We start from the raw sequence: 17,079 nt of genomic DNA on the forward strand, positions 1-17,079 counted from the left end.
CTTATTACTGCCTAGGCAGTGAATGTATGACGAGATGTTACTGCCTAGGCAGCGAAAGTCAAATGGAATAATTAGCTTGCTTGCTAATGTGGGAGGGGGCTTGCCCCCGATAGCGTTGGGTCAGTCACTGATGTGTTGACTGAACGACCGCTATCGGGGGCAAGCCCCCTCCCACATTTTGTACCGCGACAGGATCTAGAAATCGCGCTTGTAGAAGATGTCGAGAGAACTGGCCACACCACTCGCCACTTCCAGGTACACCTTCTTGCTCAGCAGGTAGCGCAAGGCGATGGTGCTGGCCGGTTCGAACACCCCCACGCCGTAACGCAGGCTGAGTTTCTCGGTGATCTTGCCGCTGGCCACCACCGCCGTGGTGGTGCCGCTGCCCTGGGTGTCGAGGTCGAAGTCCTGGATGCCCAGCTTGTTGGCAAGATCCGAGGTGACCCCGGCGCTGCCCATCAGGCCCAGGCCAAGGGCGGCCTGGGCGAGCATGTTGTTGTCTTCACCCGTGGTGCTCAGCGGGCGACCCAGCACCAGATAGGACAGCGCCTGCTCCTGGCTCATGGCCGGTTCCGAGAAGATTTGCGTGGTGGGCTGCTCGGCGCTGCCGCTCAGGCGGATGCCGGCCACCACATCATCGGTCTTGCGGATCGCCTCAATATCCAGATAGGGCTGGTCGAGCGGCCCGGCGAACAGCAGGCGTGCGCGGCGCACATCGAGCCGTTGCCCGTAGGCACGATAGCGACCGTCGTTGAGCCACAACTCGCCACGGGTATCCATGTTGTCGCCGATGTGCACATGGCCCTGCACCTTGGCGGTCAGGCCAAAGCCCGAGAAGTTGAGCTGGTCTTCGCCCACCGCCACGTCGATATCCATGGCCATGGCCATCGGCGGCTTGCCCTCTTCGGTCTGGCTGCCGACGATCACGGTGTCATCCGAGACCTTGACGGTGGAAGGCGGCAACTCACGCACGGTAATGTCGCCGCGTGGGATCCGCACCTTGCCGGCAATCGCCAGTTTGTCGTTCTTCAGGCTGATTTTCAGGTCCGGCGCCACTTCCAGCGTGGCGTAGGGTTCCACCGTGACCGGCAGTTGCGACCCTTGCAGGCTGAGGTCCACCGCCAGGGCCTGGTCCCAGTCGATCTGGCCCTTGAGGCTGCCCTGCCCGGCCTTGCCACTGCGCCATGCGCCGTTCAACTGCACGCGTTCACCGGCAATCAGCGCCTGCACGTTCAGGCCTTCAAGGCTGATGGGCAGCTCCGGCCCGGAGACTTCGCCGCCCACCAGGTTGAGGTTGCCGTTGACCTGTGGCGCCAGCAATCCTCCGGAGATCCGGCCGCTGCCGTTGAGCTTGCCGTTGAGTTTCTCGACCATTGGCACAAACGGCCGCGCCACGGCGAGATCGAGGCCGGTCAGGCTGAAATTGCCGCTGATCGGCTTGTTTTTCGGCAACGGGTTGATCTGCGCCTGCAACAGCAACTCGCCGAGCTTGCCGCCACGGAAGTTCAGCTGGGTGTCGATACGCTTGGGGTTGAGGGTGGTTTCCAGCTTGAGGGTGTCGTAGGGGAAATCCAGCCACTGGTCCTTGTCCTTCACGCGCAGGGTGCCGCCACTGGCATCCACCGAGACCACGCCGTTGGGGCCGCTGTCGGGCAAGTCCAGTTGGATGTCGGCGTTGAGCTTGCCCTGCCAGGCGAAGTCCTTGGGCAGAAACGCCGCTAGGCTGTCGATGGGGAATTGCTTGAGGTGGTAGCGCAACTTGGGTTCGGGCATCAGGCGCTGGTCTTCACCGCACAGGCTGGCGGCGCCGGAGACCCAGCAGTGGGCCGCGAAGGTCAGCTTGCCGTCGGCCATGCGCTCGATTTTTGCCGGCGCTTGCAGCCTCCAGTCCTGGCCACCCGCTTGCACATCGCCACTGGCCAGACGGCCGCGCCAGTTGCCTTTGTCGAGGTTGCCATCCAGGGCCAGGGCCAGTTTGACCAAGGGGCCGGCCAGGTCGAGTTGGACCTTCTGGCTCCTGATGTCGCCCTGGGCGCTGGCGGTGAGCGTGCCGACCTGGGTGTCGCCGCTTTGAATGCCGCTGCCCTTGAGGTCGATTTTCGCGCGCTGGGCACTGTCCAGGTTCGCGTCCAGGCTCAGGCTTTGCAGGCGATTATCGGCGAACGCCAGTTGCTGGCCCTTGAGGTCGAGTTTGCCTTGGGGCGCCTTGAGGCTGCCGGCCACGTCGAGTCGGCCATTCACCTGCCCACGCAGCTGCGGCCACAGCTGGGCCAGGCGCGCCAGCTTGATGTCGATCTGCCCGGCCAGGCGTTGCTGCAGGCTGCCGCTGCCGTTGATGCGGTTGTCGCCCAGGCGCATATCCAAGTTGGCCAGGGTCCATTGCTCGCCCGCGCCTTCGGCCTTGGCCGCCAGCACTGCGGTTTGCCCGCGCAGGCGGCCCTTGAGGTCGAGATCGGCGTTGAGTTTCAGCTGTTCGTTTTTGAATTCACCTTGGCTGCGCAAGGGGCCAGCCAGCGTGCCCGGCAATTCCGCCACCCAGAAAGCCGGGTTCAGCGCCGACAGGTCCAACGCGGTATCCCAGGCAATGCCATCGGCAAATTGCAGGTTCAGATGCCCTTCGGCCTTGCCCTGGCCGGCGGTCAGTTTCAGCTCCGGCAGGAAGACTTGCGTGAGGTCGCCACTGAACGGCGTGACCACATCGAATTTGCCGGCCGGGCCGTCGAGGTCGGCCTTGAGGTTGCCGAGGTAGTTGCCGTCTTTGTAGGAAATCTCACCGTTAAAGGTGCGCACTACCACCTGTGGCTCGTCGATCAGCGGATAGAGGCGATGCCAGGGAAAATCCAGCCAATCGATCTTGGCCTCGGCACTGAAGCCTTGTTGCCAATCCAACTGCGCCGTGAGCTTGAGGCTTTGTTTGTCGCCGGCATTCAGGTCCAGGCCAGCGATCTGCGCGCCCTTGGCGTCGACCTTGCCTTGCAGCAGCAGGTCCACCGGGCCTTTTTCCGCCGGCAGCACAGCCTTGCCCAGCAGTTGGTAGCCACTGCCCAGGTCACCCTTGGCGGTGAGGTCCAGTTGATTGAGTTGCAGGGTGTCGGGCAGATCGGCGCTGGGTTTGAAGCCATCGGCGGTGATATGCACCTGGGCCGGGAGGTTGTCCGCCAGGGGTTGCAGCTCGCCCTTGAGTTTGGCCGGCAGGTAGCCGCTGCTGTCGGCGTCGAGTCTGAGGGTCTTGAGCAGGTCGCCCTCGACCTTGAGCGCCACCGTCCACGGCGCGCCGCCGGGGGCGTAGGGCAGGCTCAGGTTGCCGCTGGCGGTCAGCGGCCAGTCGCCGCTGGGTTGCAACAGGCCGTTCAGGTCCAGCACCAGGCCGTCCCGTTGCAGGTGCAACGCGTCAATCTGCATGCCGGCGGCGGTCCAGTGCGCGGCCAGTTGCAGGCCCTTGAGTTCTTCGCTGCCGTTAAACAGCAGGCTGCCGACACGAACGTCGCCCAACTGAATGGAAACGGGCAGCTTCAGGTCCGGCAATTGAATCGGCCCGCTGCTTTCTTCGGTGCTCGGCGCAACGTCCAGGCGGACTTGCTCCACGTCCAGCCGATTGATGCACAGGGTCATGCGCAGCAGGCACGCCGGTGACCAGTCAAACGTCGGCGCATTGAGTTCGACGCGACTGCCGTCTTGCGCCCACACCAGATGATCGGCGCTCCACTGGCCGCCCAGACGGCCCTGGAAATTCTCCACGCTCAACCCCGGTACACGCCCCAGCGCCCAGCGACTGCCCGCCTGGGTACCGAGGACCGCCCACAGGGCCAGCAACAGCACGGCAAGGATGGCCAACACGGCCAGCCCCGCTATTTTCACACCACGCATCACAGCTCAGGCCCCATGGAAAAGTGCAATCGAACGCCGCCCGGGTCTTCCAGGGCATGGGCCAGGTCCAAGCGGATCGGGCCGACCGGCGAGACCCAGCGAATGCCGACGCCGACGCCGGTTTTCAGGCTGGGCAAGTCCAGGGAGTTGAACGAGTTGCCCTGGTCGATAAACGTCGCGATCCGCCATTTTTCGGCGATGGAATATTGATACTCGGCGCTCAGGGCCACCATGTAGCGGCCGCCGATACGGTCGCCCCGGTCATTCTCGGGTGACAGGGTCTGGTACTCGTAACCGCGCACGCTCTGGTCGCCACCGGCGAAGAAGCGCAATGACGGCGGCACCGACTTGTAGCCGTTTGTCGCACTGCCGCCGACCTGCGCCCGTGCCAGGAAACGGTGGTTGTCCCACAGGGTGGTCAGGCCCTTGACCATGGCCGTGCCGTAAAGCAGGTTGGTGTCGGACCCCAACCCCTCCTTGGCCACCTTGCTGTCGAATTGCAGGCGGTAGCCGTGGTGGGGGTCGATGCGGTTATCGCTGCGCAGGTAGGAATAACTGATCCCCGGCATCACCAGGTTACTCAGGCCCGAGTCATTGCCCAGGCGATATTCTTCGCGCTGGTATTTGAGCGAGATCACCCGGGTCCAGCCACTGGGCAACTTGCTGTGCCATTCGGGCCCGAGGGTGAGCAATTTACTCAAGGTGTCGGTGTTGGCGATTTCTTCATTCTGGTAACCGCCGGCGAAACGCAGCTTATCGGTGAGCGGCGGGTCGAGCGGGATGTCGTACCACAGCCCAACGTTCTGCCGTGGCGCCGACAACTCGGCTTCCCAGCCATAGCTGTGGCCCTGGGGATTGACCCAGTGGCGCGTCCAGTTGGCCTTGCCGCGCGGGCCGACGTCGGTGGAGAACCCCAGGCCCAGGCCCATGGTGCGAGGCTTGCGGGTCTCCAGGTTGACGGCCACCGGAATCACATCATTGGCCGAAGCCGCGGGTGCCGCGTCGACGCGCACGCCTTCGAAAAAGCCGCTGGCTTGCAGGTTCTGGTTAAGTTCGGCGATCAGTTCGGAATCGTAGGGGGCGCCACTTTTAAACGGCACCATGCGTTGCAGCAGCTCTTCGTCAAAGGGCGTATCGCCGGCAAAGCTGACCTTGCCCAAGGTGTAGCGCGGGCCGCTGTCATAGATGAGCTCGATATCGGCGACGCCGGCCTGGGGGTCTACCGAGAGTTTCTGACTGGTGAAGCGCCCGCTGAAAAAGCCGTAGCGCGAGGACTGGTTCTGGATAAGACGCTTGGCGTCTTCGTAGTGGCCGTGGTTGAGCACGGCGCCGGATTTGAGGTCGTCGCTGGCGGGCACGCGAAAGGCCTTGAGGTTCGCGGCAGGGCCGTCGACCCGAATGGTCACGTTGCGCAAATGCACCGGTTCGCCGGGGTCGATGGTGAGGATCAGGCGCGGGTTCTTGCCGCCCTTCACATCGCTTTCGATCCGGGGCTGATAGAAACCGAGTGCCTGGGCGGCTTTGCGCGCCTGCTCTTCGGCACCACGGCTGAACCGCAGCAAAGCCTCTTCATCACGCTCGCCAACGCCGCCGATATAGCCTTCGATGTTGGCTTTCAACGCGTCGTTTGAAGGCTTGATCCGCACGTCCAATTCGCTTTGCGCGAATGCGCCGCAGCTTGTGAACAGCAGAACCAAGCCGCTGGTAAATCTTCCTGGAAACTTCATAGGCGCGGATGCTACACGAGCTGGGGAGAAACTTAGAACTCAGACGATTCTGAAAAATTCTGCGCTAAGCCGTTGCAGCATGTAACACCTGCGGATTGGGGTGGAAAAATACGTGTTCCAGAATCGGTCCTACCGCCACTTCGCCGATCTCTTCATAGCCCTGGCGCTTGTAGAACTCCAGATAGCGCGAATTCCCCGTGTCCAGCACCACACCGGATGAGTGCGGGTCTTCCGCGCACCAGTTGTGCACCGCTTCCAGCAGCTGTTCACCGTAGTGCTTGCCCTGGAATTGCGGGTGAATGCCCATCAGCGGCAACACATGCACAGACTCGTTGGGTAAGCAGGCCATTACCGCATAGTGGTAGTCCAAGTAGCGCCGGGTGCCGCGCACGCCGGTGCTCAACCACATGCGCAATTGCCAGGCCCAGCTTTCGGTAATCCCCAGGCGCCGCTGCGGAGGCGCGATCAGCGCGATGCCGATCAGACGGTCGTTGACGAACAGACCAATCGCCGGGAGTTTCTGGAAGAAGTGCTGCTTGACGAGTTCGCGCACCGTGGCGCGTACCCGTTGTTCATAGCCTGCGCGTTCAGCTTCAAAGATGTAGGCAAACGTCGGCTCATGCCGATAGGCCTGGTACAGCAGAGAGCGGGCTTCGCGGGAATAGCCGCTGTTAAGCAAGCGAACTTCGCCAATGGCAGTGTCAGTCATACAGTCAATCTCCCTGGGCGCCACTCAATAGATGGCGTTCTTATGGGTACGAACCTACGCAGCACCAGTCGTTCCCAGACATTAGCAGTGCATCTGTCCTACCGCCACGCTGGCCCCCGTCCGACTTGTCCGCTAGCATCGCCCTTTTGCCAGACTGGACCGCCGACCATGAAAATCGTCTCCTTCAATATCAACGGGCTGCGCGCCCGCCCTCATCAGCTGGCGGCACTGATTGAAAAACACCAACCCGACGTCATCGGCCTGCAGGAAACCAAGGTCCACGACGACCAGTTCCCCCTGGCCGAAGTGCAGGCCCTGGGCTATCACGTGTACTACCACGGGCAAAAAGGCCACTACGGCGTAGCGCTGCTCTCGCGCAAAGAAGCATTGAGCGTGCACAAGGGCTTTGCCAGCGATGAAGAAGACGCCCAGCGCCGCTTTATCTGGGGCACCTTCGCCGATGAAAACGGCCAACCGATCACCATCATGAACGGCTATTTCCCACAAGGTGAAAGCCGCGACCATCCGACCAAGTTCCCGGCCAAGCAGCGCTTCTACGCAGATTTGCAGCACCTGCTGGAAAGCCAGTTCAGCAACGACCAGGCCCTGGTGGTGATGGGCGACGTAAATATTTCCCCGGAAGACTGCGACATCGGCATCGGCGCCGACAACGCCAAGCGCTGGCTGAAAACCGGCAAGTGCAGCTTCCTGCCTGAAGAGCGCGAGTGGATGGCGCGCCTGAAGAATTGGGGCCTGGTAGACAGTTTCCGGCACCTCAACCCCGAGGTGGCCGACCGTTTCAGCTGGTTCGACTACCGCAGCCGTGGGTTCGAGGATGAGCCCAAGCGTGGGCTGCGCATTGACGTGATCATGGCATCAACCGGCCTAGTGCCGCGGGTCAAGGATGCGGGCGTGGATTATGACCTGCGGGGTTTGGAGAAACCGTCGGACCATGCACCGATCTGGCTTGAACTGAGCTGATCCCCCTGACTGTATTCGGGTCAAATGTGGGAGGGGGCAATTCGAATCGTCGCACCGCCCCTCCCACAGTTTTGATTTGGGGCATGCCAGTCATATTTATGCAACCCAACTGACTTAATCTCGCAGCACTCCCTTTGGCTTGAGAAGGTGCCGGCATGATGCTGCGCGTTCTGTTCCTGTTGTGTGGCGCGTTTTCCCTCTCCGTTGTGGCTGCCCCCCTACCCGTTCCCGACCAAGGCCCGGCTTTGCGCATCCAGGGTTCCAACACCATTGGCGCGGCGTTGGGGCCGGCGCTGGTCAAGGGCTTGATGGAGCATCAGGGCCTGCAGGCGGTGCACAGCGAACCGACCGAGGGCGCCAATGAACAGCGCGTGGTCGGCAAGACGCGCCAGGGCAAGACAGTGACCGTCGAGGTGGCGGCCCATGGCTCCAGCACCGGGTTTGCCGCGCTGAAAAAAGCCAGCGCCGACCTGGCTGCGTCTTCCCGTCCGATCAAGGACAGCGAACTGGTGGACCTCGAACCCCTGGGCGATCTTAAAAGCCCCGAGGCCGAGCAGGTGATCGCCATCGACGGCCTGGCCATTATCCTCAACCCGCACAACCCACTGAATACGTTGAACACCGAGCAACTGGCGCAGATCTTCAATGGCGAGATCGACACCTGGGAAGCGCTGGGCGGTATCGGCGGTGCCATTCATTTGTACGCGCGGGATGACCAATCCGGCACCTATGACACCTTCAAGGAACTGGTGTTGCGCCTGCGCGGCAAGCCCCTGGCCGCGTCCGCCAAGCGCTTCGAGTCCAGCGAAGCGTTGTCCGATGCGGTGAGCCGGGATCCCCAGGGCATCGGCTTTATCGGCTTGCCCTACGTGCGCCAGGCCAAGGCGGTGGCGATTGTCGATGGCGACTCGCAACCGATGCTGCCATTGAACAGCCTGATTGCCACCGAGGATTACCCGCTGTCACGTCGGCTGTTCTTCTACCTGCCGCCGTCCTCCAGCAACCCGTGGGCCAAGGCCCTGGTGGACTTTGCCCAGAGCAGCAAAGGCCAGGCGATTGTGGCGGCCAACGGGTTTATCGCCCAGCAGGTGCAGGCGATGACGGTGCAACCCCGTCCCTCGATGCCTGACGACTACCAAGCGATTGCCCGTGACGCCCAGCGTTTGACCGTGAATTTTCGCTTCGAGGAAGGCAGCGCCAGCCTGGACAACAAGGCGCGCCAGGATGTGCAGCGCGTCGTGGCCTATATAAAGAGCCACGACAAACTCGACAAGCAGGTAACGCTGGTGGGATTCGGTGACGCCAAGAATGACCCGCAACGGGCGGCGCTGCTGTCGAAGCTGCGGGCGATGGCGGTACGCCGGGAGCTGGTCAAGAACGGCGTGGTATTGCGCGATATTCGCGGCTTCGGCGCACAGATGCCGGTGGCGGCGAACACGGCGGATGAGGGGCGGATCAAGAACCGACGGGTGGAGGTTTGGGTGTACTGAGGCCGGGTGCAACATTCCGGTTCGAATGCGCACGGCTCAATGCACATGCCAAGTAAGCCAGCGTATCAGCGTTATTTATTGCTGCGTCTATTCTTCGTGTCGGATCTAGTTGAAGCCTGCGCATTCGCACATAGGCGTTAAGGTCTGTCGAGCTCATTCCATAGTAGGCTGCAGGTGATGATACCTTGCCTGTCGCCTTGCCCTCGACAATCGCCCTGGCCTTGTTGTCAATCTCAGTCGCCGCCGTGGCTTGGGCCTGGCGCAGCAACTCTGGATTCAACTGTTTATTCTTGAACATAGATGCCCACATGTAGTCGGCTTCGGATTTTATGTAGTAATGGTCTGACGTCTTGGCATAGGCATGGGAAACTTCATGGAGAATCAAACTTGCAGTTGTTTCAATGTCCCGATCGAGTACGGAGCGAATATTCAGGTATAAATTGGTTTTTTCTTTAGGTTCCAGTACACACCCGTTATAGGAAATATCGGGTTTATCCGCGCCGCCAACAGCTACTATCTTCTGAGGATTATTGGCGTAGAACTCAACTCCCCGCTCCATTTGCAGAAATTTCTTGCGCAACGTGTTGAGGGTGGGCTCGGTGTTACATCCCAGGTAACCCGCGACGGTTCCATGATATGAGGAGGGCTCGCCCAGAGCTTGCAGAGCGTTGCGAAGAATTTCACTCGCCCGATGAAACCCTTGGCGCAGATTGTCAGCCATCAAGGGTTCGGATTTTTCTATGCTCGCAAGCCCGCGATAAGTTACGTGACCGTGACGACCTTTCCTGTATTCCAGAAGATGGTCATGAAGCTGTCTGTCCAACGTTGTTTTTTGCTGGCGACTGCCTTGCAGTGCATCTGAGCCGGCCCCGACATCCGCAGTCCGTCCACTCACATCGCGTGCATCTGCAATCGATGGTCGGGCAACAGCATGGGATGTCGGGGATATACTCAACATTGAGTCTTCCTTTAAAGAGTGGTCTCCTTCGAAAACTAATCCAATGCTGCCGCCCGCGACTGTAGGCTTTGTCTTTAGCGCAACAACCACTGCACTTTTATTGACCGCCGCGCATCAACTCCTTAGGCACATACTTGCCGATCTCGAACTTGCCGATGGCCGCGCGGTGCACTTCGTCCGGGCCGTCGGCCAGGCGCAGGGTACGTTGCATGGCGTACATGTAGGCCAGCGGGAAGTCGTTGGAGACGCCGGCGCCGCCGTGGATCTGGATCGCGCGGTCGATCACCTTCAACGCCACGTTCGGCGCCACCACCTTGATCTGGGCGATTTCACTTTTCGCCACCTTATTGCCCACGGTGTCCATCATGTACGCCGCTTTCAGCGTCAGCAGGCGCGCCATGTCGATTTCCATGCGTGAGTCGGCGATTTTGTCGATATTGCCGCCCAGGCGCGCCAAAGGCTTGCCGAACGCGGTGCGGCTGACGGAGCGTTTGCACATCAGTTCCAGCGCGCGCTCGGCCATGCCGATGGAGCGCATGCAGTGGTGGATACGGCCTGGGCCAAGGCGGCCTTGGGCAATCTCGAAGCCTCGGCCTTCACCCAGCAGTACGTTTTCGTACGGCACACGGACATTGTCGAACAGCACTTCGGCGTGACCGTGGGGCGCGTCGTCGTAGCCGAACACCGGCAGCGGGCGTACGATTTTCACGCCGGGGGCGTCCACCGGCACCAGGATCATCGAGTGCTGCTGGTGGCGCGGTGCATCCGGGTTGCTCAGGCCCATGAAGATCAGGATCTTGCAGCGCGGGTCGCAGGCGCCGGAGGTCCACCACTTCTTGCCGTTGATCACCCACTCGTCGCCCTGGCGCTCGGCGCGGGCGGCCATGTTGGTGGCGTCCGAGGAGGCGACATCGGGCTCGGTCATGGCGAAGGCCGAACGGATCTCACCGCGCAGCAGCGGCTCGAGCCAGCGTTGTTTCTGCTCTTCGTTGGCGTAGCGCACCAGCACTTCCATGTTGCCGGTGTCGGGGGCGGAGCAGTTGAACGGCTCCGGGCCCAGCAGCGAGCGGCCCATGATCTCGGCCAGGGGGGCGTATTCAAGGTTGGTCAGGCCGGCGCCCAGTTCGGATTCGGGCAGGAACAGGTTCCACAGGCCTTCAGCTTTCGCCTTGGCTTTCAGCTCTTCCATGATGGCGGTGGGCTGCCAGCGGTCGCCTTCGCTGACTTGGCGTTCGAACACCGGCTCGGCCGGGTAGACGTAAGCGTCCATGAACGCGGTGACGCGTTCACGCAGTTCCTGAACCTTGGGCGAATAGGCGAAATCCATGAGCAGCTCCCTTCTTTGAGAGGTTGTTTAGGTCATGCAATCGATGCTAGAACAGCGCTGATAATTTACCTAGCCTATTCTCGGCGTGTATTAACATTCATCACCGATATATGATCGACGTATGAGCACGTAACAAATCGCCACCTAATAATAAGAGCGCAACCCAATGAATCTGAGCAAGGTCGACCTCAACCTCTTTATCGTCTTCGACGCGATCTACACCGAAGCCAACCTGACCCGCGCCGGGCAGATTGTCGGCATCACCCAGCCGGCGGTGTCCAACGCTCTGGCCCGCCTGCGCGAGACGTTCAACGACCCGCTGTTCGTGCGCACCGCCCAGGGCATGGTGCCCACGCCGATGGCGCAGAACATCATCGGCCCGGTGCGCAATGCGTTGTCGTTGCTGCGGGTGTCGGTGCAGGAAAGCCGCATCTTCAACCCACAGCAGGCGGCCAAGACATACCGCATCAGCATGACCGACCTCACCGAAGCGGTGATTCTGCCGCTGCTGTTCCAACGCCTGCGCCGCCTGGCGCCCACCGTGGTGATCGAGAGTTTCCTGTCCAAACGCCGCGAGACCACCAAGGAACTGGCGGCCGGGCGCCTGGATTTTGCCGTGGATGCGCCGCTCAACACCGACCCGCAGGTGCGCCACGTCAAGCTGATGGAAGACCGCTACGTGTGCGCCATGCGCAAGGGCCATCCCATGGCGGGCAAGGACAAATTCACCCTGGATGACTACCTGTCGCTGACCCATATCCATATCTCCAGCCGCCGCAACGGTCTGGGCCACGTCGACCTGGCCCTGGGCAAGATGGGCATCCAGCGTAAGATCGCCCTGCGCTCCCAGCATTACCTGATGGCCTCGCAAGTGTTGCAGCAGACCGACATGGTCATGACCGTGCCCGAACGTTTCGCCCGCCGCCATGAACTGCACTGGTTCAACCTGCCGGTCAATGATGTGCCACCGGTGGAAACCCACCTGTACTGGCACGAAAGCACAGACCAGGACCCGGCCAACCGCTGGATGCGCGAGCAGATGATCGAGTTGTGCCAGCAAGTGACCGCCCACGAAAAGAAGCTGGATAAACAACAGGCCTGAGGTTGAAGAACGCTACCTGTGGGAGGGGGCTTGCCCCCGATGGGCTGCGCAGCGGCCCTTGACGTTCACGTCAACCTGCCATTAGCTTAGCGCCAAGACCTTCTTGAGCGCCCCCATGAGCACGACCTACAGCATCTCCGACCTCGCCCGCGAGCTCGACATCACCACCCGCGCCATTCGCTTCTATGAAGAACAAGGCTTGCTGGCCCCGGAACGCCGGGGCCAGGAGCGCATCTATTCGGCACGGGACAAGGTCAGCCTGAAGCTGATCCTGCGGGGCAAACGCATCGGTTTTTCCCTCGCGGAATGCCGCGAGCTGATCGAACTCTACGACCCCACCGGCGGCAACCAGATCCAACTCAACAGCATGCTGGCCAAGATCGCCGAGCGCCGTGAGCAGTTGGAACAGCAACTGCTGGACATCGAACAAATGAAGCTGGAACTGGACACCGCCGAAGAGCGTTGCACCCAGGCCCTGGCCCACACCATGGGCCAGGTTGGCCATTGATCAGAAGGTAGCTGCCATGTCCCTCCCCTCCCATGTACGCCTGGTGGAAGTCGGCCCGCGCGACGGTTTGCAGAACGAAGCCCAACCCATCAGCGTGGCCGACAAGGTCCAATTGGTGGACGCCCTCAGCGCGGCGGGCTTGAGCTATATCGAAGTCGGCAGTTTTGTCTCGCCCAAATGGGTGCCGCAAATGGCCGGCTCTGCCGACGTGTTCGCGCAGATCCAGCGCAAGCCCGGCGTGACCTACGGTGCGCTGGCGCCAAACCTGCGTGGTTTTGAGGACGCGTTGGCGGCGGGCGTAAAGGAAGTGGCGGTGTTTGCAGCGGCCTCCGAGGCGTTTTCCCAGCGCAATATCAACTGCTCCATCAGCGAAAGCCTGGAGCGCTTTGCGCCGATCATGGCCGCAGCCAGGCAGCACGGCATCAGCGTGCGCGGCTATGTGTCCTGTGTGTTGGGTTGCCCTTACGAAGGTGAGATCGCGCCCGAGCAAGTAGCGGCGGTCGCGCGGGAGTTGTATGCCATGGGCTGCTACGAGGTTTCCCTGGGCGACACCATCGGCACCGGCACGGCGGGCACCACGCGGCGGCTGTTCGACGTGGTCGGTGCGCAGGTGCCACGGAACAAACTGGCGGGCCACTTCCATGACACCTATGGCCAGGCCATCGCCAATATCTATGCCAGCCTGCTGGAAGGCATCACGGTATTCGACAGCTCTATTGCGGGCCTCGGCGGCTGCCCTTACGCCAAGGGCGCCAGCGGTAACGTTGCCACCGAAGATGTGCTGTACCTGCTCAATGGCCTAGGGATCGACACCGGTATCGACCTGGACGCATTGATTCGCGCAGGCCTGCAAATCAGTCACGTGCTGGGCCGCCCCACGGGTTCGCGCGTGGCCAAGGCACGTAACGCCGTTTGAGTAGCGCGGCCGTGACAATGTGTTACCGCACGGCTACACATCGAGTAACACGGGAACATATTTAGTCGCATCTGCCGCAGCAAAAATCTTACTAAAAAGTTAACTTATTGATTTTAAAGAGATTTTAAAAGTTGGCACGCCTTCTGCTATCTCTATGGCATAACAAGAATAAAAAGCACCAAACCTAATAAAAATAAGACGAAACGACTCTGACATAACAAAAACAACACGGCAGAGACGCAGCTAACAGATTTTTTTGGAGAAGATGTGCTTCGCAGGGTCCGGCATGCCGAAACCCGCAACCGGTTAGAGAAAAATAAAACTACCTCAGGTAGCTATCCACTGGTTGGATCGTTAACGAAGAAGCAGATCAGCGCTCAAAAAAATACGTTTGCTCTTGACCCCGAATGGGGGTCGCCAAAAACAGCGGTAAAGGGTAACGGTTGCCAAAAACAACAATAGACCGCCCCTCAATAATAAAAAAAGAGCACGCAACGACAAATTAAAGGGGACCTCCGGGTCCCCTTTGTGCTTTCCGGCATTTAATCCTGCCCCGCCCCCAGCTCTTGGATCGAGATTTCACGCATGCGGAATTTCTGGATCTTGCCCGTCACCGTCATCGGAAACTCCTCCACGAACTTGAAATACCGGGGCGTCTTGAAGTGTGCAATGCGGCCCTTGCACCAGGCCTGCAGTTCCAGGTCGTCGGCCACATGGCCCGGATGCAACTTGACCCAGGCCACGATCTCCTCGCCGTAGCGCTCATCCGGAATGCCGATGACCTGCACATCGGCCACCGCCGGGTGGGTGAAGAAAAACTCTTCCACCTCGCGCGGGTACACGTTCTCGCCACCGCGAATGATCATGTCCTTGTTGCGCCCGGCGATGCACACATAGCCGTGGGCATCCATGGTTGCCAGGTCGCCGGTGTGCATCCAGCCGGCGTCGTCGATAGCCTCGCGGGTGCCCTCGTGGTTGTTCCAATAGCCGAGCATCACGCTGTAGCCACGGGTGCACAGTTCGCCGACCTGGCCACGGGGCAGCGTGTTACCGGCTTCATCAATGATCTTGCTTTCCAGTTGCGGCTGGGTGCGGCCGACGGTGGTCACGCGGCGCTCCAGGTCATCATCCGCACCGGTTTGCAGGGACACAGGGCTGGTCTCGGTCATACCGTAGGCAATCTGCACCTCACCCATGTGCAATTCGCCGATGACCCGGCGCATCACCTCGATGGGGCACGTGGCGCCCGCCATGATGCCGGTGCGCAGGGTGGACAGCTCGAACTCGCCCCGGCGCGGGTGATCGAGCAGGGCGATGAACATGGTGGGCACGCCGTACAGGCCGGTGGCGCGCTCTTCGGCCACGGCGGTGAGGGTCAGCAGCGGGTCGAAGCCATCATTCGGGTAGATCATGGTGGTGCCGTGGGTGATGCAGCCCAGGTTGCCCATCACCATGCCGAAGCAGTGGTACAGCGGCACCGGGATCACCAGGCGGTCCTGCGCGGTGAGGCCCAGGCTTTCGCCGACCATATAGCCGTTATTGAGGATGTTGTGATGACTGAGGGTGGCGCCCTTGGGGAAACCGGTGGTCCCGGAGGTGTACTGGATATTGACGGCTTGATCGAAGTACAGGCCGGTCTGGCGGCTGTGCAACTGCTCGGGCGGCAGGCCTGCACCGAGGGCCGCCAGTTCCGACCAGGGCAGGAATCCCGGGGGCGGGCTGGGGTCGAGGCTGATCATGCCGCGCAGCTCAGGCCGCAGTTCCTGCAACATCGCGTGGTAGTCAGAGGTCTTGAACGAGCCGGCGCACACCAGCCACTCGCAGCCGGACTGCTTGAGCACGTAGTCCAGTTCACTGCTGCGGTACGCCGGGTTGATATTGACCAGGATCACGCCAATCTTGGCGCTGGCGATCTGGCTGATGCACCACTCGGCGCAATTGGGCGCCCAGATGCCCAGGCGATCGCCGGTTTGCATCCCCAAGGCCAGGAACGCACGGGCGTGCACATCGACGGTCTCGGCCAGTTGCCGCCAGGTGTAGCGGCGCTGCTGATGGCGCACCACAAGGGCTTCACCATCGGGGTATTGCGCCACGGTGTGATCGAAGGCTTGGCCAATCGTCATGGCCAACAAGCTCTTGTCCTGGGAGCCACGGCTGTAGCTCGGATGCGGTTGATCCATAACGACCCCTGTTGTCTTTTTTGTAGGTTGACGTATACGTAAACTACGATTGACAGCACCGTAACGCAAGCTTACGTTAACGTAAAGGTGAGTGCCCTTCCCTGGCGCGCCATCCACACAACAACAAAGCTCACATTAAGGTGCCTGTCCATGAGTTACCCGTCCCTGAACTTCGCCCTCGGTGAAACCATCGACATGCTGCGCGACCAGGTGCAGTCCTTCGTGGCCAAGGAAATCGCGCCCCGTGCAGCACAGATCGACATCGACAACCTGTTCCCCGCCGACCTGTGGCGCAAGTTCGGGGATATGGGCCTGCTGGGCATCACCGTGCCGGAAGAATACGGCGGCGCCGGCCTGGGCTACCTGGCCCACGTGGTGAGCATGGAAGAAATCAGCCGTGGCTCGGCCTCGGTGGCGCTGTCCTACGGCGCTCATTCCAACCTGTGTGTGAACCAGATCAACCGCAACGGCAGTCACGAGCAGAAACTCAAGTACCTGCCCAAACTGATCAGCGGCGAACACGTCGGCGCCCTGGCCATGAGCGAGCCGAACGCCGGTTCCGATGTGGTCTCGATGAAACTGCGCGCCGACAAGCACGGCGACCACTATGTGCTCAACGGCAGCAAGACCTGGATCACCAACGGCCCCGACGCCAGCACCTATGTGATCTACGCCAAGACCGACCTGGAAAAGGGCCCGCACGGCATCACCGCGTTTATCGTCGAGCGCGACTGGAAAGGCTTCAGCCGCAGCAACAAGTTCGACAAGCTCGGCATGCGCGGCTCCAACACCTGCGAGCTGTTCTTCGATGACGTGCACGTGCCGGAGGAAAACATCCTTGGCGTACTCAACGGCGGTGTAAAAGTGCTGATGAGCGGCCTCGATTACGAACGTGTGGTGCTGTCCGGTGGTCCCACCGGGATCATGCAGGCGTGCATGGACCTGATCGTGCCCTACATCCACGATCGCAAGCAGTTCGGCCAAAGCATCGGCGAATTCCAACTGATCCAGGGCAAGGTCGCCGACATGTACACCCAACTCAACGCCAGCCGCGCCTACCTCTATGCGGTGGCCCAGGCCTGCGAGCGCGGCGAAACCACGCGCAAGGATGCGGCCGGTGTAATCCTCTACAGCGCCGAACGCGCCACGCAAATGGCCCTCGACGCGATCCAGATCCTCGGTGGCAATGGCTATATCAATGAATTCCCCGCCGGGCGCCTGCTGCGGGACGCCAAGCTGTATGAAATCGGCGCCGGCACCAGTGAAATTCGGCGGATGCTGATCGGTCGCGAACTCTTCAACGAAACCCGCTGA

12 protein-coding genes are annotated in these 17,079 nt (G+C 61.1%); 6 read left to right on the plus strand and 6 right to left on the minus strand.

Translation table 11 applies throughout. The annotated features are described in order from the left end of the window. Positions 1 to 195: 195 nt before the first annotated feature. The 3 genes from ACHPFG_RS19310 to ACHPFG_RS19320 all read right to left on the minus strand — a co-directional run bounded on the left by ACHPFG_RS19310 (position 196) and on the right by ACHPFG_RS19320 (position 6,303). The gene (locus tag ACHPFG_RS19310; RefSeq protein WP_431700163.1) at positions 196 to 3,867 is read right to left on the minus strand and encodes a translocation/assembly module TamB domain-containing protein; all 3,672 of its coding nucleotides are present in this window, start codon (positions 3,865 to 3,867) and stop codon (positions 196 to 198) included. Continuing rightward, complete coding sequence (locus tag ACHPFG_RS19315) at positions 3,867 to 5,594, minus strand: autotransporter assembly complex protein TamA (protein ID WP_431700164.1); 1,728 nt, start codon at positions 5,592 to 5,594, stop codon at positions 3,867 to 3,869. Before ACHPFG_RS19315 ends, ACHPFG_RS19310 begins: the two co-directional genes overlap by 1 nt. 64 nt (positions 5,595 to 5,658) lie before the next feature. After that, a complete protein-coding gene (locus ACHPFG_RS19320) occupies positions 5,659 to 6,303 on the minus strand; it encodes a GNAT family N-acetyltransferase (protein WP_053138360.1) in 645 nt (214 codons plus the stop codon). A 168-nt stretch (positions 6,304 to 6,471) separates the two neighbouring features. On the opposite strand from ACHPFG_RS19320, the gene xthA reads away from it, so the two are divergent. Both xthA and ACHPFG_RS19330 read left to right on the plus strand, forming a co-directional pair. Then, positions 6,472 to 7,284, plus strand: coding sequence for an exodeoxyribonuclease III (xthA, locus tag ACHPFG_RS19325; protein ID WP_145337632.1), 813 nt, complete (start codon positions 6,472 to 6,474; stop codon positions 7,282 to 7,284). A 155-nt stretch (positions 7,285 to 7,439) separates the two neighbouring features. Continuing rightward, positions 7,440 to 8,774 (plus strand): substrate-binding domain-containing protein, encoded by a 1,335-nt coding sequence (locus ACHPFG_RS19330; protein WP_431700165.1) that lies wholly within the window; start codon positions 7,440 to 7,442, stop codon positions 8,772 to 8,774. On the opposite strand, the gene ACHPFG_RS19335 is transcribed toward ACHPFG_RS19330, so the two are convergent. Then, positions 8,740 to 9,732 (minus strand): hypothetical protein, encoded by a 993-nt coding sequence (locus ACHPFG_RS19335; protein WP_431700166.1) that lies wholly within the window; start codon positions 9,730 to 9,732, stop codon positions 8,740 to 8,742. The genes ACHPFG_RS19330 and ACHPFG_RS19335 overlap by 35 nt on opposite strands. Positions 9,733 to 9,829: 97 nt before the next feature. Then, entirely contained in the window at positions 9,830 to 11,059 is a 1,230-nt protein-coding gene (locus ACHPFG_RS19340; RefSeq protein WP_259193298.1) for an acyl-CoA dehydrogenase, read from the minus strand. A 166-nt stretch (positions 11,060 to 11,225) separates the two neighbouring features. Here ACHPFG_RS19340 and ACHPFG_RS19345 point away from each other — a divergent pair, with 166 nt between their 5' ends. The 3 genes from ACHPFG_RS19345 to ACHPFG_RS19355 all read left to right on the plus strand — a co-directional run bounded on the left by ACHPFG_RS19345 (position 11,226) and on the right by ACHPFG_RS19355 (position 13,585). Then, complete coding sequence (locus ACHPFG_RS19345; protein WP_027606275.1) at positions 11,226 to 12,161, plus strand: LysR family transcriptional regulator; 936 nt, start codon at positions 11,226 to 11,228, stop codon at positions 12,159 to 12,161. Positions 12,162 to 12,276: 115 nt separating this feature from the next. Then, positions 12,277 to 12,669, plus strand: a complete 393-nt coding sequence (locus tag ACHPFG_RS19350) for a MerR family transcriptional regulator (RefSeq protein WP_090402693.1) — start codon at positions 12,277 to 12,279, stop codon at positions 12,667 to 12,669. 16 nt (positions 12,670 to 12,685) lie between these two features. Continuing rightward, positions 12,686 to 13,585, plus strand: a complete 900-nt coding sequence (locus ACHPFG_RS19355) for a hydroxymethylglutaryl-CoA lyase (RefSeq protein ID WP_431700167.1) — start codon at positions 12,686 to 12,688, stop codon at positions 13,583 to 13,585. Positions 13,586 to 14,127: 542 nt separating this feature from the next. Here ACHPFG_RS19355 and ACHPFG_RS19360 read toward each other — a convergent pair. After that, a complete protein-coding gene (locus tag ACHPFG_RS19360; RefSeq protein ID WP_431700168.1) occupies positions 14,128 to 15,765 on the minus strand; it encodes an AMP-binding protein in 1,638 nt (545 codons plus the stop codon). Positions 15,766 to 15,915: 150 nt separating this feature from the next. Here ACHPFG_RS19360 and ACHPFG_RS19365 point away from each other — a divergent pair, with 150 nt between their 5' ends. After that, positions 15,916 to 17,079, plus strand: coding sequence for an isovaleryl-CoA dehydrogenase (locus tag ACHPFG_RS19365; RefSeq protein ID WP_431700169.1), 1,164 nt, complete (start codon positions 15,916 to 15,918; stop codon positions 17,077 to 17,079).

This window comes from Pseudomonas sp. BR20, from assembly GCF_050780135.1.
Taxonomy (GTDB): domain Bacteria; phylum Pseudomonadota; class Gammaproteobacteria; order Pseudomonadales; family Pseudomonadaceae; genus Aquipseudomonas.